Origin of the sequence: Micromonospora sp. CPCC 206061 (assembly GCF_036906915.1) — a bacterium.
In the GTDB taxonomy this organism is placed as follows: domain Bacteria; phylum Actinomycetota; class Actinomycetes; order Mycobacteriales; family Micromonosporaceae; genus Phytohabitans.
Genome location: NZ_JBAKHX010000071.1, coordinates 18,798 through 43,511, shown reverse-complemented (window position 1 = coordinate 43,511; position 24,714 = coordinate 18,798). Strand labels below are relative to the sequence as shown.

Here is a 24,714-nt window from a genome sequence, read left to right as displayed (position 1 = left end):
CGCCCCCGACTCCAAGATCCGCCACCCCGATTACACGATCAAGGTTGCGTGACGCGGCACTAGGTAGCGGCGAGCTGCGGGAGTGCTTGGTGGCCATCGGTACGCCGAGCGGGAAGGCGGCGCTGCCAGGCGATGGTGGCGATGACCGGCGGCAGTGCTCGCGGCCTCGCCGTGGTGGCTGCTGCGGATTTCGGTGGCATGTGTCGGCGTACCGCCTGCCGCTCGACGAGCCGCCGCCACTGTGATCGCAGCCCTACACACCGAGAGCGCTATTCAGAACGTGGTCCTGGTGCAGGGTTTCCCATCGAGGGTCTGTGCTGATGACTGGCTGGGCGGTGAACGAACCCGTCGGGGCGGTGGCTATCCATCCACGCCCCCCGTTTACCCCCCGAAAATTCCCGTCAACGGTCGACAACCAGTGATGAACGGTGATCATCGGGCTGCGGCGTTTGCGCAGCTCAGTGCCGAGTCTTAACAACCAATGACAAGCCCGTGATCGTCGCGATTGGTAACAAGGGGTCGTCGGTTCGAATCCGGCCGTCCCGACGCAGGTCAGAGGGCTGATCCGGAAATCGGGTCGGCCCTTTCGCCGTTCTGGGGACCAAGATCAGTCAAGTTGGAGTTGGCTTGGCGCTGCTTGACCGTCGGTCAAGCTTCAGCGACCAGTGCGGTTGATTGCCGCTCCAGCTCTCGGCCCCAACGCTATTTCGTCTCAGCGCCGGCGCTCGCATGGCTGCATGGCCACGTGGTGCCAGATGCTTCCCGCCAAGGCGACGGGGTAGTTGACCTCACTTACCTGCTTGTCATCTGTCTCGACCGAAAACCGCATCGACAACGGCTCAAGCCCGAACGCGGTCGCGCACTCAAGTCGCAGCTTGACGTCGATCCGTCCGGTACCACCGGGGCGTAACAGGCGGGACTGGCCAGTGGCACTAATCAGGACGCCCGGTCTCTGCGCGGTAGCCCCACGAACCGTGATCGGCGCGGGGCCCGCGTTGATCAGTGCCAGTTGCCCCTCCAGTTCGACGATGCCTTTGGAATCCGAACCCCCGCCGCCGGCTGATTCAGGGACGGCTACGAGTAAGACCGAAGCCGTCCGGTCCCGCTGTTCACGTGAGTTCCGCAGCTCGCTCACGCCGATACCGCCAAGCACGACGCCGGCTACGAAGGCAGCCACGAGACGCGGGACCATTTTCGGTCTGGCCGCAAGGCGGTTGTGGGTGATGCTGCTCGATCCAGCCGGCTCATGATCGTGCTCATCAAGGTCGATGTACCCATGCTCCGCCGACATGGAAACAGCCTAGGGTCTCGCTGAGGCGCGTGGGACCGTCGGGCCATCCATGGGCCACCGGTGGTGTCAACCGAGGTAAGCCCAGGCCGCATTAGGCCTACGCGAACAGGTAAGCAGCCGTGCTGCAACCCGATTCTGTCCAATTCCCAAGCTGGCAGTCGCGTGCCCCTTGCGTGCCCGTTCGGATGGGTGACGGCGGTCAGCAGCGGTCAGCTCCTGGACATGGCGGTCAGCGTGACGAAGCAGGTCAAGCCAGGTCGCTGCCGTGCGACTTCCGGCTGTGTTCACACTTCCTGAACCGTGTGCTGCGGTCATCGGGCGTGTCGGCGTCCCGGGGACCAAGTGGGGACCACACGGCCTGCGCGATGGTGCGCGGCACGACGTCGACCGCACGGCCTGATCTTGGGGATAGCGTGCGTTACGTGCGCGGACGTGTGCGGAATCGCGCGGCGTCCACTGCCGGGCGTTGAGGCCAGCCGCTCTGGCGACGCGTCGGAACGCACGTAGCACGTTGTGCCGGTCAAGCTCGGTGCCTTTCGAGGTGGCGAACACGAGCGAGTCGTCAACCGGTTCGCCGTGACGCTTGTGGTGATCGCTTAATGCGACGATGCAGCGCAGTGGCAGGGCGAGGGTGCGGCGTGACTTCCTGGTCGTCGGCGGGCGAGCTGGGCGAGGTGCCGTTCGGCGGCTTGCTTGGTGCGCCGCCACAGCTCCCCGGCGAACAGGTTCCACACGACCTGGTGGTCGTGGTCGTAGCAGTCCAGGCACAGGGGCTGACCAAGGATCGCGTCGCCGGCTTCGTGGCGTGCCCAGCAGACGGCCGGTCGCCCGTGCTGGCATAGGCCGGTGTCGCGGCGGGCGTGGCAGGGTTCGGGCCGGCAGTCGCAGCGCTGCCGGTTGGTGCAGGTGTGTTGCTTGACGTGTCGGGTGTGGACGGTGCCGAAGCTCGGGGCGGTGAGGGTGGCGAACACGGCTGGGTGCTTGGAGACGGTCTCAGGTACGCCTTTGCCACCGACCAGGCCGGCGCGTAGCAGCTGGTAGGCGTCGGCCTGGTAGGTGCGGGAGCAGGCCGGGCAGACGCGGGAGCGCCGGTTGCCGCACGCTTTGTAGATGGCGGCGTCGGGCATGTCGATGGTGTGCCGGCGGGAGAGTCGGGTACCGGTGGCCGGGTCGACGCTGTCGATGCTGCCGACCAGGCGGATGGGTCGAGTACAGCCGGCGGCGGCGCGGACGTGGTCGAGCCAGCCGAAGTAGTCGTCGCGGCCGGCGCGTAGTAGGGCGGAGCCGGTGGCGGTGTAGGCGGGTGGCGGGAGGATGGTTTCGGCGCAGGCTCCCGCACCCCGGCCCGTGGTGGGTCGGGGTGCGAGGGTCAGCGTCGAGGCCATCAAGCGGTGATCCCGTCGAGGGTCGTGGTGATGGTTCGTTCGGTGACGATGGGGCGGCAGGCGCCGCATTGCCGTTCGGCGGGTTCGTGTCGGCCGCACGGGATGACCGTGCTGGTGTCGGCGAGGCGGATGGTGACCGGTGCCCGGCAGGGGCCGCTGTCGGTGATGTGGACGATGGTGCGGCGGATGTCGACCGGGTGGGGGTCGGCGTCGGCGGGGCAGGTGTGGGTGTGTTGTTCGATGTCGACGAGGTAGAGGGTCACCGCGGTTCACCCCCGATTGGGGCGCCGTTGATGCGTGCCGGCAGCGTGGCGGGTGGGTTGATGGTGGCCAGGAGCTGTCCGGCGGTGGCCGGGGTGATGCTCAGGCGGGCGGCGAGCTCGTCGGCGGTGATGGCCTGGCCGGTGGTCTGCTCGTGGTTGACGACCGCGAACCGGGCGGTCGGGATCAAGTGCATGGGCACCTCCGGCGCGAACCCGTCTACGGGAGTGGCCGGTTCGGTGACGGCCGGCGCAGCGACCGGAATGTCGTCAGCCGGGATCGTGATGGAGGTGGGTTTGGTTGAGGCGACCTCGGTGGTGTTGGTGTCCGGTGTGGAGGCCTTGACCGGTGCGAGGACCAACTTGACCAGGGCCATGAAGGCGATGGCGGGGACGGCGGATAGGAGCCAGCCGGAGGGGCCGACGTGTCCGACGGCGACGCCGAGTTGTGCGGCCAGGGACAGACCGGCAGCGGCGATCAGTAGCGCCATCGGGTAGAGGATCGGTCCGCCGGAGCGTTTGCGGCGGCGGATGGTGAGCAGTGCGGCGATGGGGACCAGTTCGGAGATGACGGCGTTGGCCCAGCCGAACCAGCCCGGCGTGCCGGTTGGGGAGTTGGCCATGGTCCAGTCGTGGACGTGGGTGAAGGAGGCAGCTCCGGCAGAGCGGGACGTGACCGTGATGGTCGAGCGCTGCGGGCACCACACCGGGCCGCTGGGCGAAGGCCAGCTGACCCGCGTCGCCAGCGAGGACTGCGTCGTCTGTCCCTGGCACGGTAGTGCGTTCCGGCTGGCCGATGGCGCGCCGATGGCCGGCTCTGCCGCGTCCAGCCAGCCACTGCTGCGCAGCCGGGTGGCGGACGGACGGGTGCAAGCCGCCCTGCCCTGACAAACAGCTCCCGTATCAGCCGACGGATCGACGCCGCCGTGCCGCGCACGTGCTACCGCACACCGCCGATGCCCACCACGTAGTAGGCCAGAAACCCGACGATTGCCAGCGGCACCGCCATTGCCAGTGCGGTCATCCGCTGCCGGGCTGAACGCCCGACGATCATGATCACTGCCGTGCCGAGCGCCGCCTCGAGGGCTGCCGTCCACAGATCTCCTGATTGGCCGCGGTACAGCAGCACCGCCGCCTCGCCCCACAGCACCGCCCCCGGCAGGGCGGTGCCAACGAGCGCCCGGTAGCCCGACAACATCGGCCAGGTTCCAGCCATCCCGAAGATCACCCCGGCCAGTACGCCGAAGAGCATCCAGATCTGCGCGGCGGCCTGCCAGATCATCCGCACGTCGTCCTGCTGGACCACGGTGGCCGTCAGGTAGTAGGTGGGCACCGCCAACACCAGCATGGCGGCGCCGGCGGTCGCAGCCCGTACCCAACCCGCTCGCACCCAGTAGCCGAGCCAGAACGCGGCGACCGCCCAGATCGCCGGGGAATTGCCGAGATCACCCCATGGCGACGGCAGGTACTTGATCCACATGAAGTCCGCCGAACCGAGTAGGACGCCCGCCACGACAGACCAGACCGCTACAGCTCGATTGCCCGGCATTGGGGCGATGGTAACCGCATTCAGTTAATACTTCGCGGTAGAGACTGACATGCCCATATCCACCGCCGGCCGACGTCAGGTGGTTTGCCGCCGGGGGCGGCGGGTAGGCGGGCGGACATGGCCGATACGCGTGTCGAGGAAAGGGTAAGCGTCGACCTGCTGGTGGAGCTGGCACAGCAGCTACGGGTCGACTCGGTGAGGTGCTCCGCCGCGGCGGGTTCGGGACACCCGACGTCGGCGATGTCGGCGGCGGACCTGATGGCCGTGCTGCTGGCCCGGTACCTGCGGTACGACGTGCACGAGCCGCGGAACCCGCACAACGACCACCTCGTCTTCTCCAAGGGCCACGCCTCTCCCCTGCTGTACGCGATGCTGCGCGCCGCAGGGGCGATTACGGTCGACGAGCTGTTGACGTACCGGGACCTGAGCAGCCGCCTGGAAGGGCATCCCACGCCCCGGCTGCCGTGGGTCGACGTGGCCACCGGGTCGCTCGGGCAGGGCCTGCCGATCGGCGTGGGGCTGGCCCTGACGGGGGCGCGGCTGGACCGGCTGCCGTACCGGATCTGGGTGCTGTGCGGTGACGGTGAACTCGCCGAGGGCTCGGTCTGGGAAGCGTTCGAGCATGCCGGTACCGCTGGGCTGGAGAACCTGACCGCGATCGTGGATGTGAACCGGCTCGGCCAGCGCGGCCCGACCCGCCACGAGTGGGACCTTTCCGCCTACGCACAGCGCATGACCGCTTTCGGGTGGCGAGTGATCGAGGTGGATGGGCACGACATTACCGACATCGACCGGGGATTCGCCGAGGCGGTAGCGACGCGTGGCCGACCGGCCGTGATCCTGGCCCGCACCATGAAGGGGCGGGGCGTGCCGCAGGTCGAGGACCAGCCGGGTCGGCATGGCAAGCCACTGCCGGATGCGGACGACGCGATCCAGCACCTTGGCGGCGTACGCGACGCCACGGTACGGGTGGCCCAGCCGGACCGGTCGACTCCGCCGCACACCTTCCCCGCTGGTGCGTTGGAACTGCCGACATACCGTGTGGGCGAGGAGGTAGCTACGCGCACCGCGTTCGGTCAGGCGCTGGCGTCGTTGGGCGCGGCGCGCGGCGACGTGGTCGTGCTGGACGGCGAGGTGGCCGACTCCACCCGCACCGAGTACTTCGCGGAGGCGTTCCCCGAGCGTTTCTTCCAGTGCTACATCGCCGAGCAGCAGATGCTGGCCGCGGCGGTCGGGATGCAGGTCCGCGGCTGGGTGCCGTACGCGGCGACATTCGCGGCGTTCTGGACGCGCGCGTACGACTTCGTGCGGATGGCGGCGGTGAGCCGAGCCAGCCTCAGGCTGTGCGGTTCCCACGCCGGTGTGGCGATCGGCCAGGACGGGCCGTCGCAGATGGGTCTGGAAGACCTGGCGATGTTCCGGGCTGTGCACGGCAGCACGGTGCTCTACCCCTGCGACGGCAACCAGACCGCGGCGCTGGTGGCCGGCATGGCCGGCTGGAACGGCATCAGTTATCTACGCACGACCCGCGGTGGCACACCGGTGATCTACCAGCCGGGAGAGGCGTTCCCGATTGGCGGCAGCCGGGTGCTGCGAGCCTCGGCCGACGACCAGGTAACCATCATCGGCGCTGGCGTCACCGTGCACGAGGCACTGGCGGCCGCGGACCGGCTCACCGCCGAGGGCCTGCCGGTTCGGGTGATCGACGCGTACTCGGTCAAGCCGGTCGACGCCGCCGCCGTGCGCCTGGCCGCGCGCGAGACGGGCCGGTTGCTCACCGTCGAGGACCACTGGCCTGAAGGTGGCCTCGGCGACGCCGTACTCGACGCCCTCGCCGGCAGCGGCGACCTGCCGCGGGTCCGCAAACTCGCCGTCCGCCAAATGCCCGGCTCTGCGAAACCGCGGGAGCAGCTTCACGCGGCCGGCATCGACGCCGACGCGATCGCCGACGCCGCCCGAGAGCTGGTGGACGGTCGCTGACCGCAAACCCTCAGCAACAAGAAGAGAGAAGAAGGTGGGCTCAATGCCAAACGTTCAGCAGCCCGAGATGCGCCGCAGCGGCGAAACTCGGCTGGTCCAGCAGACCGACGGTCCTCCCCCGGACAGGGGCAGCCGCGCCGGCAAGGAGCACCGGCCGGTACCGCCGGATCAGGTCTCGCCGTACGGCCCGGAGGCTGGCAAGGCAGCCGATGCCGAGGAGCCGAAAGGCCGCCCCGCCGAAGGCGACTGACACCTGCGCGGGTAGCCGCCGGCTCGGCGGCTGCTGCCGCGCGGCGGCTACGTCTGGGAGGGTCCGGGCTTGGCGGTTAGGTGTCGCGGCGCGGGGCCAACCCCGCGTCGTACGCGTGGATGAAGGCGGCGGCGCGGTCGCGGACGCGGAGCTTGAGGAGCGTGGGGCCCGCGGAGGATGGGCATGAGTCTGCGGAGCCACGTCGCGTTGTCGTCGAGCGTGTTGCGCATGGCATCTGCGGTGTGGGCCTTCCATGCCACGTGGTGGCGCGGTGCGAAGACGGCCGCCTCGACAAGCTGGTCCAGGTCTGCCTTGACTCTGCCCTGCTCGATGTCGAGAGTGATCGAAACAGAGATTCTTCGACCGGCTCCGTCGTGTGTGTCGTTGTCGAAGAAGATTCCGATCCCCAGCCCAGCACTGGTATACCGGACGGCTGGTAGCAGCACCTGGCTGCACTCGGGTCCGTCGAAGTGAAGCTCCTCGATGAGGAACTAGGAAGTGCTGCGTCACCTAGGCGTGGAAGGACACCGGTTGCTTGCGCTTGCCCATGCGGGCCTCCCTCGTCGGTGACAACGGTGATCGTAGGCGTTGCCGGCGACATCGAGGGAGGTTCCTCAGCGTGGCTGTCGTTTGACGGGATACGCGGCAGGCTCGCAATTGTGCGGCGCAGCTGACCCACGACAAATGTGGTTGCCGCGCGCGGGCCTGCGGCACATCGGCGTTGGTCGGGGTGGGCCGGGGCGATGATGGTCGCGGCTGGTGCGTCGTTCGCGGGTGGTTTGCCCAGGACTTGGCAGCGGGCCGGGCCGTGGCGGTGCCACAGGTGCTGTAGGCGCTATAACGCCGACCGCTGCCAGCGTGCTTGCCGAGGTTGGCGTGCAGTGTCTTCTCGGCTGAGGCGAAGGCGTCCGCCGCGCGCGACCGGGATCCGTTCCTTGGCGTCACCCCGTACGCAATCCTTGCACGTTTATCTGGTCTGTCGCCGATCTTGTGACGGCGCTCCGGACGCCCGCCAAGATCTGCGCCGCGCTCTCGGGATTTCTGAAGAAGGTCCTTCCATATCTGTCCAATGTGGTCTCGCGAAGGACACCTTGCTACACCTGGTCGCCTGCTGCGGCCTCTCCAGCGAAGACCCGCAGGCGCACGGCCGGGACCCCTCCCGGATTATGACGCCTACACTGTGGCCCGTGAATGTCTCAGTGATCGTCGGCAGGGTGTTGCTCGGGATCTGTTCGGTCATCGGCCTCATCGGTGGAGCCACGCAGGTGGTCAAGGCCGTCATCTATTTCAGCGCCGACCGCTACGCGGCCGAGCTGACCGACTACATGAACCTGCTCTTCGGTGCCCTGGCGGCCTTCGCGATCTTCGTCGTCGGCGCGTTCCGCGCGCCCTTCGTCGCCCGACTCATCGTCGCGATCGGTGGCGCCGTCGCGATGTTCGTCGGCAGTTTCATCGTCGCGATGATCGGTGCGACGGTGGCCGACCGCGGCGGACCGCGCGGCAACCTGGAAGACGGCATCAACGGAGGCATCTGGTTCGTCCTCACCGCTGTCTTCCTCGTGGCGATCGCCACGAGGCGGTGGCCGGTACAACAGAAGGATGCGCCGTCACCCATGGCCGACTGACCAATCGCCCGCCGATCGGGTCGGGGTCGTGATGGTCAGCTACAACACGCTGGCCGTCACCGCGCAGGCCGTCTACGCGGTATCGCGCACCGCCCCGGCACGGCTCGTGGTCGTCGACAACGCCTCCACCGACGGGGTACGCCGAACTGTTCACCGCGTTGGCGGACGCCGGCCTCTGCGAGGTGATCGCGAACCGCGAGCAGCGCTACCACGGCCCGGCACTGACCCAGGCGATGGACCACCTGTCCGCGACCCAGTCCGGCGACCGGCGGGTCGGGCCCGTGCTGGCCAGGTCGCCGTCGACGCGATCGTCACGCCAGACGACACCATCCCAAGCTGCAGGCCTGGACCGGCGAGGACGATCTTGACACCCACTCCCTCGACGTCAGCTTCACCGACGAGATGTACCTCGGTGAATGGCCCACCGCGGCGGTCTACCGTGCCAATAAGTCCGCCGACTTTCGACCCGAACGGTGGACCGACGCTATCGGCACCGACTCGCTCAAGCTCGGCCTTCACGAGCCCCGGCTCGACGACTAGCCAGCTGGCCGGCCCTCTGAAGGCCCAAAGATCGTAGAAGTCATCACGGACGGCTCGCTTCGGTACAGCTGGATGATGGCGGCGATGCTCAGGGCGAGGCACCCGGCGGCCGGGTCCGTGGTGGCGTGGGAGACGAAACCGACTAAGCGAACTGGTCCGACAGGCGAGCTGATCCAGATCAATGGAAGGCTGCGGTGACGTCAATCCACGTCGTCCATGACTCCACCGCCAGCGGGTGTGCGTATGGTTCAACTCGGGCCTCGGACACCAAACCTTCGTACATGATCGCCGGTGGCTTCGCCGTGGCGAAGCACTTTGTTTGGCCGGGCTGGTAGGTCAGCCGGAGCCCTACCTCGCTGTAGATCTTGGCTTTGTCGGTGGGGTCGGCGTCGCGCAGAACATCGAGGATTGGGCCGAGGGCGGCGACGAGCGTTTTGATCTCGTCTGGGTATCCGTGTGGGTTTGCCGCCGGTGGCGGTGCGAGTTGGGCAGAGCCCTGCTGCTGCGCGGTCTCGACGCCGCCCCGTCATCCTGGCGGACATCCGCGAGCCCGGCGCGATTCTCGACCACACGTTGGTCGGCTCCATACCGTGCCCGGCTTTCGGCGCGCGGAACGTGACCGCCTCGTACAACGCGCCATGCCCAGGCGGCGCTCGGCGGGCAGGGACGACTCGGGTCACCAGGGGACGGTCGCCAGCCGGATGTGCCCGAACCCGCTGCGATCGCCGGCCGAGTACCAGGAGTAGACGAACTCCTCGGCGGTGCTCAACTCGGCGTGCCCGGCGAGCGCGTAGCAGCCGAACGTGCCCTGACACGTGTCGGGTGCCCGCGCCGAGGGTCCGGCGGACCACGCACCGTTCGGTGCGGCAGCCTCGAAGAGCTGGAAGCCGCCGGTCCCGAACTCCGTCTGGACGATCATCGCCAGGCGGTGGCCGCCCACGCCGGTGTAGTCGGCTACATGGACTGACCACGGGTCGGTGACCGGGGCGATCGAGATGACCGACGACTGGTCCGTGGTCCACTGGGCTGGTCCGCCACCGGGCCGTCCCCACCAGCGGTAGTTGGCAGGGCTTGCCCAGGCACTTGGGTCCGCGGCAACTCTGGCGACGAAGACCCGGTCGGTGGCCGTGTCGTGGCCGAACAGGTAGAGGAAGCCGTCGCCGCCGAACACCGGAGATCCGAGCCGCTGCGTCACCGGGACGCCGGCCTGCAGTGGCGTGGCCACGAACGGCGTCGCGCTGGAGAGGAACCTGTTCGTCGCCGGGTCGTACTCGACCAGGGTGAGCCGCTCGGTGGGCCAGTCGCGGTCGACCGCGACGCACATTTGCGCGTACACGATGACCATCCGTGAGGTGCCCGGGATGCGCGCCAGGCCGCCAGGCCAGGAGGCCGGGTAGCTGCGGTCGGTGCCGCACGCCACTGGCGGGTCGTCCGGTGTCAGCAGGCCCTCGGGCCGGGGCAGGAACGGGGCGGGCGAGGTGCGGCCAGGGGCAGGCGGTGCCGGCGGTGTGGGCAGTTCCTCCAGCGCGTTCGGTGGCTGACCCCGGGTGTACGGGCCTGCGGCCGCGGTCGTGCCGGCCAGGAACGCGGGCCCGTTGCGCTGTCCGGTGTCACCGAACAGCCACAGGCTCTGGGTGTCCGAGTAGGCTGCGCTCAGGCCCGCGTCCCGGGAGATCGGGTTGGCGGCCGTGTCCGCCGTTGACAGTGGACGGCCGAGCTCGGCGGTGCCGATGGTTCCCGGGCCGGCGGTACGGAACCGCTGGGTGGCGTTGTAGTCGCGGGCGTCGGGCTGGCTGCCCGGCGTCGACACCGCGCTGCCGGGCAGGCCGACGCAGATACCGGGTGCGGCGACGTTGCTGTCGCCGTAGCCGCACAGCTGCGAGTGGTACACGGTGTTTGGGGCCAGCCCGGTTACCGCCTGCCGGACGTCGACGTAGCCGTTGGTGTTGACATTGGCCACCACCGGATCGGTGCGTTGCACCGTGCTGTCCCCGTTCCGCCAGTACTGGAACCAGAAGGTGCACGGGTTCGTGGTGCTCTCGGCCAGGCAACGGGCCTGAGCGTGCAGGGTGGCACCGGTGGAGGTGATGTCGGTGGGCGCTGTGGAGCGGCCGTCGCAGCCGGCGGCGACCACTGTCACCGCCGCCAGCACCGCGGCGACCCCCGCTCTACGACTGAGGGTCATCTACGCACTGTCGCAAGCGCCCCGGAAGCGCGTCAGCCCTACTTGATGGCTTCTTAACATTCCCCGGCTTTCACCTCGGGCCAACCGTTGCGCCAAGCGCGGAGGATCGCCTGGTGGCCCGGGGCCGGTGAGCCTCGTGGGCGGCGAGCCAGTGGACCCTGCCGGCCTTCTACGCGAGCAACTGCAGTCCGCGTCGCCGGATCTGTTGCAGGCGATGGTGAAGACGTTCGCGACGCACAGATGTCGGCCGAGGCCGACGCGGTCTGCGCGATGCGGCGGTGCCCGAGTGAGATCAAGTGGTCGGTGATGTCGTACTCGGCGGCCTGGTTGTCGGCGGTGATGACCGGGCAGCCGATGTCGCCGACGGTGAGCGAGACGGCGTGCATGCCTTGTTCCTGCGCCTGGCGGACGGCCTCGGGACGCGGTGGTCATTCACTCAATCAGTTGAACCAGCTGAAGCCGTCACGGAAAGTCGCGGGCGGCCCGGAGTGTGTTGACCGAAGCAGTTCTCATGAGTCGGTTCCTGAGGCTATCGATAATACCGGTGGTGGCGGTGCTGAAGGTCATCTCCCGCCGGCTGCGCCACTCCACCCCCTGCTTCACCGCAAAGGCATACGGCGACGTCCTGCCCGAGCTGGCTCGCGACGCTGCCGAAGCAACGGCAGCGATCGTGCCGCTACGCCAAAGACGTGCCGAGCCTGCCTAGCCAAAGCGGCACCAGGCACGATCGCGGAATCGTCCATCCCCCCTCGCAGGAGCCGACCAGCGTGGGTCGCCGTCCGCAGGGCGCTCCGAGTGCGGCGCTCCGAGTGCCGATCTCTGACTGCGCCAACGACGCGTCGGGCGTTCACGTCACCTTCGCCTCCAACGCAAAGAGCAGCCCCTCGCGGAGATGCCCGAGCGACAGTGCCTGACGGCGTCCTCGCCACCGTCGATGGGCTCGACACGCCACCTGCCCGGCGTGCTGCGTTTGCGCTCGTGGCAGGTTGAACGAGAAACGGCGTGCCCAAACCACCCGGAGTGTTGTTTCCACGACTACAGCGCAAGGTGATGGCTAGACTACATTCCGTAACTGGATGTGGCGGATCGGGCGCTGACCATCGCGCGCGGTCGGTCGCATCCTGCTCGCCAACCAAACGGGGGATGCAATGGTGGTCGCCGAGCGGCAGGGGGTCCGGGAGAAGGCCCGGCGGGTGAGGAAGCCCGACATACTTGGTCGGGATGTTGTTTTCGAGTACCTCCGGGACGCCGGGGTGACTCATCTGTTCGGGGTGCCGGGGACCAACGAGATCCCCATCATCGACGGCACGAAAGACCCTAACTACCAGATCACCTACGTGCCGTGCCTGCACGAGAACATCGCGATGGGCGCGGCCATGGGGTACGCGCGGACGTCCGGAAAGCCCGGGGTGGTGGAACTGCATGTCACTCCCGGCATCGGACACGGCCTCGGCAACTTGTTCAACGCGGCCAAATCACGCATCCCGATAGTGGTGCTATGTGGACAGCAGCACAGTGAACTGTTACTGCAAGAGCCGCTACTGGCCTCCGATCTGGTACAGGTGGCGCGGCAGTACACGAAATGGGCGTACGAGATCCGTACCGCCGATGAACTGCCAATGGCGATGCAGCGCGCGTTGAAGACGGCGCTGACGCCCCCGCAGGGGCCGGTTTTCCTGTCTATTCCATGGGAGTTCACCATCGCCCCCGTGAACTTCCCCGCGACGCCGAAGATTACCAAGGTGGCCACAGGCGCGGCCGGCGAGCCGGGCGCGGTGAAGCAGGCCGCGGAAAGGCTTGCCCGCGCGAAGAATCCGGTAATCGTGGTCGGCGACGGTGCGGGAGCGGCGGACGCCTGGAAAGAGCTGGCCGCGCTGGCCGAGGTAATTGGTGCCCCGGTCTACCTGGAGCAGCTGAGTAGCTACCTGAGCTTCCCGAACTCTGATTACCACTGGCAGGGTGAGTTGCCCGGCAGCCAGGCTGAGATGAGCCACAAGCTCGGCCTGCATGATGTGGCGTTCCTGTGCGGGTTCAACGGCCAAGCCCAGGTCGTGGTGTTCAAATGGTCGGACGGGCCACTCATCCCGGAGAAGGTCGCGCAGGTTTATCTGCACAACGACCCGTGGGAGATCGGCAAGAACTACTACGGCGAGACCGCGATCCTGGGGGACATCAAGGCGACGCTCCCGCTGATTACCAAACAGATTACTAAGGTGTCCGGGTACGACCGGGCCAAGGCAACCGAACGCGACCGTCACTTGCAGACGCTGGCCAGCAACCGGGACGGCCAGCTGAAGAAGTTCGCTGAGCAGCTGCCGGCCATCCATCAGGGCAAAGCCAGCACGAACAAGGCGGTGGTGTCCGGTGTCCAAATCGCCATTGAGTTGCGCAAGCTCCAGGACACCGGGGTCATCACCAAGCCGCTGACTCTCATCAACGAGGCGATCTCGGACACCCCCTCCTTCCAGACGTACGTCAAATACGACTCGCCACGCAGCTATATGGCGGCCGAGGGCGGTTCGCTGGGATACTCCATGCCGGCCAGCCTGGGTGTCAAGATCGCGGTTGGGGACAGCCGGACCGTCATCAACGCCGTGGGGGACGGCTCGACGTTGTTCTACCCGCACACCTGGTGGACGACGTTCGGTCAGCGGCTGCCGATCCTGTACCTGATTACCAACAACCTTGAATACCGCACCTTGCTCAAAGGCCTCAGCGTCATCGAGAGCAGCTACCAGTGGATGCCCACGGGCGACCCGGACTACCTGCGGTTGGACCAGAACCCCGTGGACTTCGTGGCGCTGGCCACGGCGTTCGGGATCGAGGCGGCCCGCGTGTCGCAGCCGGGTGAACTCGCCGAAAAGCTCGCCACCGCGGTCAAGAAGGTCGAGGACCGCAAGCCATACGTCCTGGAAGTGCGCACCGATCGCACGGTCTACCCTCCCGCGCCGCTCGGCAACGGGGGGCGCAGGGGCAAGGCCGCCGCCGGGGTTCCCGCGTTCCCCCGCCTTGACGTCTACTTCGCCAGCAAAGGAGGCTCCAATGAGTTCCCAGCCCTCGGCCCAGTTTGAGAAGCACTACGACGTTGTCATTGTCGGGGCTGGCGTATCTGGCCTCTACACCGCGTGGCGCCTGCTGTCCGGCCAACCCGCGAAAAAGCCCAAGCCGTCCGTGGCGATCTTCGAGGCCAGCGATCGGGTCGGTGGGCGGTTGCTCACCTGGAACCCGGCCGGTCCCGCGGGTGGCCTGCGCGCCGAGTTGGGCGGCATGCGTTTCTTCGAGGACCAGCAACTGGTCTGGAACCTCATCCACAAGGGTGGCATCGGGTTGGACCGGCAGGTGGTGCCGTTCTTCACGGACGGCTCTACCGGTCTGATCCGTTACCTGCGCGCGCTGCACATGCCGGCGGCCGATGATTCGGTCGCGATCAAAGAGAAGCGCTACTGGCTCAACTCGGCCGAGCAGCGGGAGAGGTACCAGAAGTCGGTCGACTATCTCAAGCGGGTCATCTCCGACGTGCTGAAGCGCAACAACTACCGACCCGATGACTTGAAGACCCGCAAGGCCTGGGATGAGGCCAAGGGAAAGCTCAAGTACGACGGCCGGATGCTGACCGATGTCGGATTCTGGAACCTGCTTTCCCGCGAGCTGTCGTCCGAGGCGTACAAGTTCATCACCGACTCCTTCGGTTACTACTCGCTCGCACTGAACTGGAACGCCGCTGAGGCGATCCAGAACATCTCGCTGGAGTTCGCCGACAACCCGGACTATCACACGCTCGCCGAGGGGTACGAGTCGCTACCGATCGCCCTTGCCGCCAAGGTTCGCGAGTTGGGCGGTGAAATCCACCTGGAGACACCCGTACTGAAGTTCGACCTAACCTCGAAGCAGAAAGGCGGTCCGGCCGCGGTCACCGTACGCCCGGCTGGCGTGGCGGCGCAGAACATCTCGGCGGACCAGTTGGTGCTGGCCCTGCCGCGCCGCTCGCTGGAACTGCTCGCACCCACCCCAAGTTTCGACTGGCAACACTCGCCGAGGCTGCGCTGGCTGCTCGACTCGGCCCGGCCGTACCCCGCCTTCAAGCTGTTCCTGATGTATGAGAACCGTTGGTGGGAGGATCCGGACTTTGTGCCGCAGTCGAAGTACGGCCCGATCCAACACGGCCGGTCGGTCTGTGACCTGCCCATCCGGCAGACCTACTACCTGCGCCCGGACAGCTGCGAAAAGCATGGCTGGAAGTGGGCTAACGGCCCGCACCACGGGCTGGTCATGGCGTCCTATGACGACTCTGTCGTGGTCGACTTCTGGCGGGGCATGGAGCCGACCTCGGCGGAGAAGGCCGCGCAACGCGACGAACTGCGAAGCGAGCTCAGCCAGATCCTGTCCTTCTTCCTTCCGGCGGGCATGAAGGCCGCCGAGGACATCACCTGGGAGCCACCACCGCACATGCACAAGGCAACGCCCGCCATGGTGGAGCAGGCCGAACGGCAGCTTCGGGAGCTGCATGCCCTGCCGAAGGACGCCGCGCTGGCCAAGCTGCTGTTCGCCGCGTACGCCGATTGGACGGTCGATCCGTTCGGAGGCGGCTGGCATTTCTGGGAGCCGCAGTACCCGGTGGTAGATGTGATGCGGGAAATCAAGACGCCGCTGGGCAAGGACAAGCCCGTCTATCTAGTGGGCGAGGCGTATTCGGGCGTACAGGGATGGGTCGAAGGTGCCCTCACCACCGCCGAGGTCGTCCTGGAAGAGTTCTTCCACCTCGATCGACCGAGCTGGTTGCCGGCGAACTATTACCTGGGCCAGTAGCCAATCTGGGGGCCCTCAGGTCGAAGGGCCCCCAGATTCCGCATGCTGGAACAACCCGTTGCCTTCCCCGGGCGGAGATCTCGGCCTAGCGGTAGTTTGTCGCCTTCGTAACCTTCCGCGACCACAGGTTGGCGGCCCGGTCGAAGAACTACCGCTACGCCGACGTGGACGAAGCCGTACCTACTGATCGCCGCGAGGATGACCGCCGCCGCAGGGCCGCGGCTGGTCGCCTTGTCCCGGCGACCGTCTCGTTGTGGTCGACGTACTGCCGATTCCAGACCTGCCGGCCGGTGTAGCGCGGGCCAGGATCGCCGCCACACTCCGCAACGTCCACCCCTCACTACCTCGATGCCGGTTCCGGGCCCGGTCGTATGCGGCGGGGAGGGGATACCGAGGGCGTTGAGGGTGCGTGCGATCCCGGCCGTGCTGTGCCCGCCCAGCCGCTGCGCGAAGATCCACCGTACGTGCGGCGCGGTCACCGGATCCACCTCCAGGCGGTGCAGCCGGCGACCCCAGGCGGCGTGCGCGGCGTTCGGGTGCAGGCCGGCGTCGACGAGCCGGTAACCGTACGGCGGCCGCCCACCAAGATGCCGGCCCTGATCCTGAGCCTGCGCCCGCATCGCGGGAACCTGGAGCGAAGAATCTCTCGCCGTGACTGGTGACCCAGCAGCAGGATCAGCGCTGATGTGCCGGATCGTCCATATTGATCGGACCGCCGGCTTCGGGCAGCCAAACCTGCACCCCGTACCGGCCGAGCAGCAGTAGGAGCTGGACCAGTTGATCGCCGGCGAAGGCACGCTCGTACTCACCCGCCACGATCGCGTCGAACCTACGGCCGGGGTCGGTGATCGCGTCCAGCAGGTTCGCGGCTTGAGGTCGTTGAGCCCAAGGCAGCCGGCGGGAACAGCCGACGTCGAGGTACTCGGCCATGATCACCCCACGACCAGCGACCAGATCCACCGTAGCCTCGTACAGCCACGCTCGCGACGACGCCCGATCCTGAAAGTCGGCGGTCGAGATGCGGCCGTAGAACGCGAACCGCAACCCACCCGCCCCAGAGGCGGGGCGTCCCCCTGGCCAGTGGCCTCCCCGCCCCGGTGCGTCTCGGCGGCGGGGAGGCCACGCCAGGTCACGCCATGCTGATCGCGTACACCGTCACGTCGACATTCTGCGAGGTGTCGCTCCAGACCCCGACCTTCCAGCTTGAGCTGTCGGCTGGGTAGCTGTCGGTGGTGTAGATCGGGTACCAGCCGTGGACGTGGATGCCGCCACCGACGACCGTGCCGGGAACCCCCATCGTCCAGGTCATTCCCTGGTCGCTGCCGGGGATGGAGGTATCCCAGGAGTAGACGGTGACATTGTCGAAGGACTGCGCCTGGGCGTCCTTGGCGGACAGTACGATGGCGTTCTTGTCCTTCTGACGAGCCTGAACACTGGTCATGACGGGCCTCCTGTCGTTGTCCTACTGATGGGCGGATGTCGGCCGGTTCCCGCCGGGGCCGGCATCGCATGTCACCGTCCCCATCCGTGAGGTTAGGGCGGTATCCGGTCCGCGTTTTCATTTCGGCCAAACCGGCCACAGCCGGGCTTGACTCAGGTGAGGGTCGGATCATGAGGCACTCGTACGTGTCACCGGTGGCGGCCGAGGCATCGGACGGGCGATCTCCGAGCGCCTGCTCGACGACGGCCAAGCGGTTGTCGTGATCTACCTGGCGCTGCGGCGATCTCACCAGTTTGGCTGTTGGACGACGACGGCCTCGAACTCGTCGCGATCAACGACGTCGCCGACGTAGACAACCTGGCGTACCTGCTTCGCTACGACACCGTGTACGAGCGCTATCACCGCGACGTCAGCGCCGCGGACGGGGCGCTGCTGGTCGACGGCAAACCGATTCCGGCGTTCTCCGAACATGACCCGACGAACCCGCCGCGGGCCGCGCTCGGCGTCGACCTGGTGCTGGAGTGCACCGGTGTGTTCAAAGCCGAGGAGGGCCTCAAAACGGCACCTTCAGGCCGGCGAGTCGTACGTGATCCTGTCTGCGCCGACGGCATCGCATGGCGTGCCCACCGTGGTGCACGGCGTGAATCACGGCGCGGCCGGGCCGGCGCCGCCAACCTGGTACCGACCTCGACCGGCGCGGCGCGGGACCGTGCAGGCTGTGGAGCCGCCGCTGTTCGTGGCGTGCTGGCGGGCACTGCCTGTGCGGGTGCCGCACCAGCGCCCCAGGCGAAGCTCCATCAGAGTCAACAGTCCTAAGTGGAGAGAAGTTGTCGATGTACGCCCACCGACCGGTGGTGGTCGTGCGCGGCGACATCGGGTCCGTCGACGCGCCGGTCGTGCTCGGCTTCGACGGTCCACCCGACGCTAGGTCCGCCGCCGACATGGCCTTCGAGCACGCCCGCCGCCGGGCGGTCCGGAGTAGGTAGCTGGCCTACCCGCTGATCGTCGCCGAGGTACATCTGTACCGCATCCAGCCGGGCCGACACGGCCGCCGCTTGGATCAAGCGCATCAACCCAGTCCAGCCCCGGCGAGTTTCAATGTCGGGTACACAACGCAATCAAGACGTTGATCCTAATCGAAGAAGTCGCCGACCTCGTCCTTTACCTCTAGCCCCGCGCTTGATTCCCCAGCTTTGGACTGCACCACTATGGAGTGCTGCTGGGGCTGCAAAGTGATCGAACGGCGCAGATGGTCATCGCCGGGCCCGCCGACCTTCGAGGGGCCACATGGACCGTGCGGCGGTGTGTAGTCTGCGTAGTTCTTAGGCTGCGAACAGCCTGGATCGCGGGGAGGGATACATTCAATGGGGTCGTTGAGTAGGCGGGATGCGCTGCGCGCGGGTGTGGTGTCCACGGCGGTCATCGGTGGCGTCACGGGCGCAGGCACGATGATGCACGCCGCGCCGGCCGTGGCGGCTGCGGCGGCGACAGGTGAGGGTTGGATATCGGTCCTCGATCACGGCGCGGCCGGTGATGGCACGACGGATGACACCGCCGCGATCCAGGCCGCGCTGAACGCCGCCAGGTCGGCCAACCCGAACAAGAGTGTTTACTTCCCGGCTGGCCGGATCTTCAAGGTCAGCGACCAGGTCAACGCGACCGGACTGTCCGACAGCGTCATCTCCGGCCATGGCGCCACGCTCTCCCTGGCCGGGTCGGCGGCCTCGGTCTTGGGCGGGAAGGCCGTGCTGCAGCTGCGGGACTGCCTGCGGGTGAAAGTGCTCGGCCTGACCGTGCGTGACGCCGACCGGCTCCACCAGTACGACGGTGTTCGCGTCTCGTCATCGCGGGCGATCGTCGTGGACGGTGTACACGTCTACAACACGCGGTTCAACGGCATCGTCGTCTACGACAGTCCAGCGCCGAGGTCCGACGACATCACCATTACGAACTGCACCACCGAGGGGACGCGCACCGGCATCACGACCAACGGCAAGGACGTGCGGATCGTCAACAATCACGTGGCGATGGACTGGCCGTCGACCGACGAGGGACAGAGCGGCCTGCCGTGGAACGGCACGACGTCGAACTACTTCGACGGCATCTGCGTCTGGGCCGGCGGCGACCGCACGGTTATCTCTGGTAACACCATCACCGAGTGTGGGCAGGCCGGCGTCTACTGCCAGGACGTCACCAACCTCGTCGTAGCCGACAACACGGTGTACGGGTGCATCGGGCGGGGCATCGAGGTGGACGGTGCGCGAGGCGTGAAATTGAGGGACGACCAGCCGGATAGCGTCGTAACCACCCGAGCGTTCGGGGTGACCATCACCGGCAACGTGCTCCGCAACAACGACGGAAACATCAACCTGATCTTCGTCAGTGACGCCACAGTGGTGGGCAACCGGATCGAAAACTCCGACGCCAACCACAAGGTCACCTGCATCGCCGTCAACCGCGGCACCAACCGCACCGTGGTCGCGGCCAACCATGCCCGGCAGGCGCACCCCACGTCGCCGGCGGTCTGGGTGCACGACAACGCGACGGAGGTGTCGCTCGCCTGGAACGAGGTGCATGGTGCCGTCCACCACGCGGCGCCTGCCGGCACCGTCGTCATGCGGCGCAGCGCGGAGGGGCTCATCACTGCCTCGGGCAGCCTCAAGACCACCGGCAAGGTGATCGCCATCGGCGGTCTCGGCGTGGGCAACAGCGTGGTCGCCAGCACGCCCGGGTCGGTCGTCCGGAAGATGGAAGTCTTCTCGTCAACCGGCGCCAGCCTCGGCTGGGTCCCTATCTACAACTCGATTGGTTAGCCGTGCTCGAGACATCACCCCGTACGCGGACAGCGGGCACCATACCTGGCTCGCCCCACCGCAGGACCGCCCCGCCTCACGTGCCTCGGTTGGTCATCGCCACCGTCCTCGGCCTGCTCGCGGCCGTCGGGCTGGTGATCGAGCCGGGCGGCGACGCGCTTGCTGCGGGTGCCCGGGTCGGCATCTGGGGCCCGTCGGTCAACAGCGGTGGGACGAGTTTCACCAATCAGACCATCCGGCACGTGGTGTACGCCTCGAGCGGTGGCACGGCGCCGCGGGTGCGGCTCTCCAACCTGCGCGGCACCTCCCCGCTTGTCATCGGCCACGTCGATCTGGCCGAGCAGAGTCTCGGTGGCATCACGAAGCCCGGCACCCACCATCGGCTGACGTTCGGCGGCGCCGGCACGGTGACCATCCCGGCCGGGCAGGAGCGGTTCAGCGATCCAGCCGACATGACCGTGATCGCAGGGCAGAACCTGCTGATCAGCGTCTACGTGCCTGGTACCACCGGCCCGTCCACGCACCACCCGGACTCCTTGATGACCACTTACCTGTCCAACGCCGGCAACTTCGCGGCCGATGACGCGAGCACCAACTATCCAGGGCGGCTCAGCGGGTGGTACTTCCTCAGTGGACTCGACGTGGTCAGTGCGAGTGCCACCGGCACCGTCGTGGCGTTCGGTGACTCGATCACCGACGGGTACTCGTCGACCCCGCTGACGAACCGGCGGTACCCGGATTACCTCGCGCGCCGCATGTGGACGGAGTCCGGTGGCGCACCGCTGCTCGGCGTCGTCAACGCCGGCCTCTCCAGAAACTCGGTGCTCCGGGACGGTGGACCTACCAGTGGCCTCAGCGCCCTCAACCGGTTCGCGCACGACGCGTTGAGCCATTCGGGTGTTACGCGCGTGATCCTGCTGGAGGGCATAAACGACATCACCACCCCGAGCAATCCACCGGTCACCTCCTGGGACCTCCGCGCCGCGTACCAGACGCTGATCGACATGGCGCACGCCAGCGGGGTCCAGATCTACGGCGGCACGATTCTGCCGTTCGGCGGATCCACCCCGTACACCACCGCCCGGGAGGCCACCAGGCAGGCGCTCAACAACTGGATCCGCACCAGCGGGGCGTTTGACGGGGTTGTCGACTATGACGCCGCCCTGCGAGATCCGAGCAACCCGTCAGCCATGCTGCCCGCGTACGCCCATACCGACTGGCTGCATCCCAATGACGCTGGCATGCAAAGGATGGCCGAAGAGGTCGACCTGGCCATGATCACGTCCTGACCGTACGCCTACGAAAGCCCGCGCGACGCACCGGGCGACAACTGCCTAGACCCAAGCAAACCTCGCCGGCATCGGCATCGGCACCCGCGCCGGGCAGTCGTTCGCCTCGACGATCGCGACCGCGGGTGGCTGGATCCTGCTCGTCGCCGCGTTCGCGGTCTGCCTGACGCTGGCGTTCGGTGTCCTCACGATCGGCCACAAGCTGCTGCGGCTGCCCATGGGGGTGGCGACCGGGGTATTGGCCGGCATGTGCACCCAACCGGCGACGCTGGTCTTCGCCGACGAGCAGGCCGACAATGAGCTACCGGAGCTTGGCTACACCACCGCGTTCCCGGCCGCCATGCTTGCCAAAATCCTCATCGCGCAGCTGCTACTCGGCATCCTGTGACTGATGGACCAGGACGTCCTCCACCGGCCGGCGCGGTGATGGTGAGGTCGGTGGGCCGTAGCCGAGCCGGACGATCGTCTGTGCGGTGCGGCCGGCGGTGGCGACATGCGCCGGGTACTCGATCTCGTCGCGACGGACGAGCATCCGGTCGTCATTTTCGTCGACGACCTCGACCGCTGCTCGCCCTCGACGGTCGCCCAGGCCATCGAGGCGATCAACCTGTTCCTGGCGGGGCAGTTTCCCAACTGCGTCTTCGTCGTCGCGATGGAGCCCGAGATGATCGCCGCGCACATCGAGGTGGCGTACCAGCCACTCGTGGAGGCGCTGACCGATGACGACTACTGGGGCGAGGTTCGCACGCTGGGCTGGCGCTTCCTGGACAAGATTATCCAGCTGCCGATCAGCCTGCTCGCACTCCGGTCGGATCAAGCGAACGAGTTCCTCGGTGCCACCCTCGTGGACCGTTTCCGGCCCACCGCTGCCGGGGCGCGCGCGACGGCGCCGTCGACGAGCGCGAGGTCGGTCGCATCGCGGCGGGCATCCGGCGGCGACAACCGTCGATCGAGGACATCTCGGAAGCTGCGGCCGCGGCCCAGGAAGAGCGCCAGGGCGTAGTAGCGGGCAGTGGGTTCAGCCCGGAGACACGTGCGGCGATGCGCCGGGAGCTGCGGCGGCGCCTACGCCCCGACGACCCCGAGGTGGAGGAGGTCGTCACGGCGGTCGCCGGCACTCTGGGCAAGAACCCACGAGAGATCAAGCGATTCGTCAACGTCTTCCGTTTCTACGCGGTCATCCGGCAGGAACGCATTACGGCCGGCCTCCCAGCGCCCGACACACTCGCCGAGGTGACGAAGCTGGCCGTCCTGGCGATCCGCTGGCCGCACCTGCGAGCCGCCCTCGGCCGCCAGATCGGCACCACCGAACGGGATACGGTGCTCTCGCTGCTGGAGGCACCCGTGGCGGAGCTACCAGAGGACGCCGATTGGACCGCCCGCAAGGAGGCACTGCACCAGTCTCTCGTCAACGCTCACGTGCCAGACCGGCTACGCGCCAACCTTCTCGGCTCCGAAGACCTGTGCAAGCTCCTCGCCGCCAACCCGTCGATCGGCACCACAGCTGCGATCTTTCTTTAGCGCCGCCAATACCGGTGGCCGGTCTCCACGGGACCGTGCGTGGGCCAGCCATGGCGTTGAGGCTCGGGAAACCAGTGGACCAGCGGTGCTGCGGGCCGATACCGTGCTGCCGAGCAACTTCGTCTAGCCAAGGACACTCCGTTGTACACCCTGTGAGACCTCCCGAGCGCTGATTCGTCGCGCAGCGCGCATGCGCCGCGTTCCTTCCTGCTGCGGACTTCTCACTGAAACCGGTGTACTCCTATGCCCAAAGACTGGGCCGTCGTGCCCACCTGCCTGCCGCTCGTCCTGCGCCGTTGCCACTCGTGCGCGTCCGAGCACTTCCGGGCAAGCAGCAAATTTCACGTCAACGCAAGCCACAAGCTGCTCGACGCCTGGCTCCTCGCGCTCTGCACCGCCTGCGGGGACCCTGCGAAGCTCACGGTCCTGGAGTGGATGAATGCGCGGCTCCACGCGGCCCGAGGTGCTGGACCAGTTGCACGACAACGATGCCGGCCTGGCAACCGAGCTGCTCCAGGGTCCGGCCGTGCGATGCCACAATCGCATCACCCTCGAATGGGACAACGCCTGGCGCCTCGACACCGGCGGATCGGATCGCTTTGACATGAGGTGATCGACGTCTCGGTCCGCCTTGTGGCCCGGATCCCAAGGCGATCAACTTGACGATGACCTCGTCTAGGAGTTCTCGTTCTGTTGGGACACCTGGTTCGACGACGGGTCCACAAACGACACTCCGGAGCCGGACCTACCCGCCGACCCCGGAGAGAGGGCCAACACGACCGGCACCACCGTGTACCGTGCCGGAACTCGTCACACCGTAGGTGAGCTGCGGTTTCGCCGTCCGGGTGGACGATGCCAGGGTGGTGTTCCGGCTGGTATACCTGGCGCTGGTTCAGGTTTTGGGTTGGCTGGTCTTGCTGACGCGTGGTGATGCGCCGCCCGGCCGGCAAGCCGCGGTTGGAGTGGTCGGATCGGGCGGTGATCTCCGCGCTGACGCTGGTGTTGCCGACGTGGTTGGGTGCCCATCGCCTGGTCACCCCGGGCACTTTGCTGGGCTGGCACCGGCGGCTGGTCGCGTGGAGGTGGACGTATCCGAACCGGCCTGGCCGTCCGCCGGTCAGCCAGGAGATTCGGAATCTGGTGCTACGGCTGGCGCGGGACAACCCTGGATGGGGGCACCGGAGGATCCAGGGTGAACTGGTGGCTTGGGGTACCGGATGGGTGCCGGCACGATCCGCCGGATTCTGGCCGCCCAGGGTATGGGCCCGGCGCCACGGAACCGACACGAGTAGGCGGCAGTTCTTGCGTACCCAGGCGAAGGGACTGTGACGCGCCGGGTGTACTTGATCGGCGTCACCGCGCATCCGACGGGGGAGTGGACCGCGCAGCAGGCCCGAAACTTGGTCTTCGACCTGGGGAGCGGACCGCGTCGTTCCGGTTTCTGGTCCGGGATCGGGATGCGAAGTTCACGCCCGCGTTCGATGCGGTGGTTGCTGGTGAAGGTATGCAGGGGTCAAGACGCCGCCGCGTACGCCGCGGGCGAACTGCTTCGCGGAGCGGTTCGTGCGCAGTGTCCGGCAGGAGTGCACCGACCACGTGTTGCTCTACAACGAACGACACGCCCACCGGGTGCTGACCGATTATGTGCGGCATTTCAACGAACACCGTCCGCACCAGAGCCTCACGCAGCGTTCGCCGCTGAACGAGCATCCGAAAAGTGGGCCAGAACCAAAATTCGCGGAGCGTTGACAGGTTCCCACGGTCGCGGCCTGGCACCGA

23 protein-coding genes and 5 pseudogenes are annotated in these 24,714 nt (G+C 67.3%); 18 read left to right on the top strand and 10 right to left on the bottom strand.

The features are described 5' to 3' along the window. The coding region (locus V6V89_RS32415) for a hypothetical protein (RefSeq protein WP_334623347.1) at positions 1–245 on the top strand (245 nt) is incomplete at its 5' end. A gap of 467 nt (positions 246–712) precedes the next feature. On the opposite strand, the gene V6V89_RS32410 is transcribed toward V6V89_RS32415, so the two are convergent. From V6V89_RS32410 to V6V89_RS32390, 5 genes and pseudogenes are all read right to left on the bottom strand, one after another. Then, positions 713–1,291, bottom strand: coding sequence for a hypothetical protein (locus tag V6V89_RS32410; RefSeq protein WP_334623346.1), 579 nt, complete (start codon positions 1,289–1,291; stop codon positions 713–715). Between the two features lie 432 nt (positions 1,292–1,723). Beyond that, positions 1,724–1,942 (bottom strand): annotated as a pseudogene (locus V6V89_RS32405) (site-specific integrase); the annotation flags it as partial. Further along, positions 1,930–2,676: pseudogene (locus tag V6V89_RS32400) on the bottom strand (replication initiator); the annotation flags it as partial. The pseudogenes V6V89_RS32405 and V6V89_RS32400, both read right to left, overlap by 13 nt. Beyond that, positions 2,676–2,939, bottom strand: a complete 264-nt coding sequence (locus V6V89_RS32395) for a hypothetical protein (RefSeq protein ID WP_334623345.1) — start codon at positions 2,937–2,939, stop codon at positions 2,676–2,678. The pseudogene V6V89_RS32400 and the gene V6V89_RS32395, both read right to left, overlap by 1 nt. Then, positions 2,936–3,559 carry a hypothetical protein gene (locus tag V6V89_RS32390; RefSeq protein ID WP_442935261.1) on the bottom strand — a complete coding sequence of 208 codons (624 nt, stop codon included), beginning with the start codon at positions 3,557–3,559 and terminating at the stop codon, positions 2,936–2,938. The genes V6V89_RS32395 and V6V89_RS32390 overlap by 4 nt, the downstream gene beginning before the upstream one ends. On the opposite strand from V6V89_RS32390, the gene V6V89_RS32385 reads away from it, so the two are divergent. Then, positions 3,558–3,824 carry a Rieske (2Fe-2S) protein gene (locus V6V89_RS32385; protein WP_334623343.1) on the top strand — a complete coding sequence of 89 codons (267 nt, stop codon included), beginning with the start codon at positions 3,558–3,560 and terminating at the stop codon, positions 3,822–3,824. The genes V6V89_RS32390 and V6V89_RS32385 overlap by 2 nt on opposite strands. Before the next feature lie 52 nt (positions 3,825–3,876). On the opposite strand, the gene V6V89_RS32380 is transcribed toward V6V89_RS32385, so the two are convergent. Next, positions 3,877–4,485, bottom strand: coding sequence for a DUF6518 family protein (locus V6V89_RS32380; RefSeq protein WP_334623342.1), 609 nt, complete (start codon positions 4,483–4,485; stop codon positions 3,877–3,879). Between the two features lie 117 nt (positions 4,486–4,602). On the opposite strand from V6V89_RS32380, the gene V6V89_RS32375 reads away from it, so the two are divergent. The 3 genes from V6V89_RS32375 to V6V89_RS32365 all read left to right on the top strand — a co-directional run bounded on the left by V6V89_RS32375 (position 4,603) and on the right by V6V89_RS32365 (position 8,340). Beyond that, positions 4,603–6,465 carry a transketolase gene (locus V6V89_RS32375; RefSeq protein ID WP_334623341.1) on the top strand — a complete coding sequence of 621 codons (1,863 nt, stop codon included), beginning with the start codon at positions 4,603–4,605 and terminating at the stop codon, positions 6,463–6,465. Positions 6,466–6,508: 43 nt separating this feature from the next. Beyond that, positions 6,509–6,715, top strand: a complete 207-nt coding sequence (locus V6V89_RS32370; RefSeq protein ID WP_334623340.1) for a hypothetical protein — start codon at positions 6,509–6,511, stop codon at positions 6,713–6,715. Between the two features lie 1,187 nt (positions 6,716–7,902). After that, positions 7,903–8,340 (top strand): hypothetical protein, encoded by a 438-nt coding sequence (locus tag V6V89_RS32365; protein WP_334623339.1) that lies wholly within the window; start codon positions 7,903–7,905, stop codon positions 8,338–8,340. A gap of 1,216 nt (positions 8,341–9,556) precedes the next feature. Here V6V89_RS32365 and V6V89_RS32360 read toward each other — a convergent pair. Then, on the bottom strand, positions 9,557–11,065 hold the full coding sequence (locus tag V6V89_RS32360; protein WP_334623338.1) for a hypothetical protein: 1,509 nt from the start codon (positions 11,063–11,065) through the stop codon (positions 9,557–9,559). Between the two features lie 556 nt (positions 11,066–11,621). On the opposite strand from V6V89_RS32360, the pseudogene V6V89_RS32355 reads away from it, so the two are divergent. The 4 genes and pseudogenes from V6V89_RS32355 to V6V89_RS32340 form a co-directional block, all read left to right on the top strand. Then, a pseudogene (locus V6V89_RS32355) lies at positions 11,622–11,771 on the top strand (site-specific integrase); the annotation flags it as partial. Positions 11,772–12,213: 442 nt separating this feature from the next. Then, complete coding sequence (locus V6V89_RS32350) at positions 12,214–14,136, top strand: thiamine pyrophosphate-binding protein (RefSeq protein ID WP_334623337.1); 1,923 nt, start codon at positions 12,214–12,216, stop codon at positions 14,134–14,136. Continuing rightward, complete coding sequence (locus V6V89_RS32345) at positions 14,108–15,871, top strand: flavin monoamine oxidase family protein (protein ID WP_334623336.1); 1,764 nt, start codon at positions 14,108–14,110, stop codon at positions 15,869–15,871. Before V6V89_RS32350 ends, V6V89_RS32345 begins: the two co-directional genes overlap by 29 nt. Positions 15,872–16,299: 428 nt before the next feature. Beyond that, positions 16,300–16,533: a hypothetical protein gene (locus V6V89_RS32340; protein ID WP_334623335.1), complete on the top strand. Its 234-nt coding sequence runs from the start codon at positions 16,300–16,302 to the stop codon at positions 16,531–16,533. Between the two features lie 13 nt (positions 16,534–16,546). On the opposite strand, the gene V6V89_RS32335 is transcribed toward V6V89_RS32340, so the two are convergent. Next, positions 16,547–16,915, bottom strand: a complete 369-nt coding sequence (locus V6V89_RS32335; RefSeq protein WP_334623334.1) for a hypothetical protein — start codon at positions 16,913–16,915, stop codon at positions 16,547–16,549. A gap of 85 nt (positions 16,916–17,000) precedes the next feature. Beyond that, a complete protein-coding gene (locus V6V89_RS32330; RefSeq protein WP_334623333.1) occupies positions 17,001–17,312 on the bottom strand; it encodes a hypothetical protein in 312 nt (103 codons plus the stop codon). A gap of 300 nt (positions 17,313–17,612) precedes the next feature. On the opposite strand from V6V89_RS32330, the gene V6V89_RS32325 reads away from it, so the two are divergent. Then, complete coding sequence (locus tag V6V89_RS32325; RefSeq protein WP_334623332.1) at positions 17,613–18,128, top strand: glyceraldehyde 3-phosphate dehydrogenase NAD-binding domain-containing protein; 516 nt, start codon at positions 17,613–17,615, stop codon at positions 18,126–18,128. Here V6V89_RS32325 and V6V89_RS32320 read toward each other — a convergent pair. Next, positions 18,125–18,382, bottom strand: a complete 258-nt coding sequence (locus tag V6V89_RS32320; RefSeq protein WP_334623331.1) for a hypothetical protein — start codon at positions 18,380–18,382, stop codon at positions 18,125–18,127. The two genes, V6V89_RS32325 and V6V89_RS32320, sit on opposite strands and share 4 nt — an antisense overlap. Positions 18,383–18,685: 303 nt before the next feature. On the opposite strand from V6V89_RS32320, the gene V6V89_RS32315 reads away from it, so the two are divergent. The 8 genes and pseudogenes from V6V89_RS32315 to V6V89_RS32285 all read left to right on the top strand — a co-directional run. Beyond that, positions 18,686–20,125: a right-handed parallel beta-helix repeat-containing protein gene (locus tag V6V89_RS32315; RefSeq protein ID WP_334623330.1), complete on the top strand. Its 1,440-nt coding sequence runs from the start codon at positions 18,686–18,688 to the stop codon at positions 20,123–20,125. 80 nt (positions 20,126–20,205) lie between these two features. Next, complete coding sequence (locus tag V6V89_RS32310) at positions 20,206–21,414, top strand: SGNH/GDSL hydrolase family protein (RefSeq protein ID WP_334623329.1); 1,209 nt, start codon at positions 20,206–20,208, stop codon at positions 21,412–21,414. A gap of 70 nt (positions 21,415–21,484) precedes the next feature. Next, the gene (locus V6V89_RS32305; protein ID WP_334623348.1) at positions 21,485–21,802 is read left to right on the top strand and encodes a hypothetical protein; all 318 of its coding nucleotides are present in this window, start codon (positions 21,485–21,487) and stop codon (positions 21,800–21,802) included. 105 nt (positions 21,803–21,907) lie between these two features. After that, positions 21,908–22,417 carry a P-loop NTPase fold protein gene (locus V6V89_RS32300; protein ID WP_334623328.1) on the top strand — a complete coding sequence of 170 codons (510 nt, stop codon included), beginning with the start codon at positions 21,908–21,910 and terminating at the stop codon, positions 22,415–22,417. A 38-nt stretch (positions 22,418–22,455) separates the two neighbouring features. Next, positions 22,456–22,935 carry a hypothetical protein gene (locus tag V6V89_RS32295; protein WP_334623327.1) on the top strand — a complete coding sequence of 160 codons (480 nt, stop codon included), beginning with the start codon at positions 22,456–22,458 and terminating at the stop codon, positions 22,933–22,935. A gap of 243 nt (positions 22,936–23,178) precedes the next feature. Further along, positions 23,179–23,334: pseudogene (locus V6V89_RS41910) on the top strand (DUF1062 domain-containing protein); the annotation flags it as partial. 40 nt (positions 23,335–23,374) lie between these two features. Next, a complete protein-coding gene (locus V6V89_RS32290) occupies positions 23,375–23,548 on the top strand; it encodes a DUF1062 domain-containing protein (protein WP_334623326.1) in 174 nt (57 codons plus the stop codon). 917 nt (positions 23,549–24,465) lie between these two features. After that, a pseudogene (locus tag V6V89_RS32285) lies at positions 24,466–24,684 on the top strand (integrase core domain-containing protein); the annotation flags it as partial. Positions 24,685–24,714: the final 30 nt, after the last annotated feature.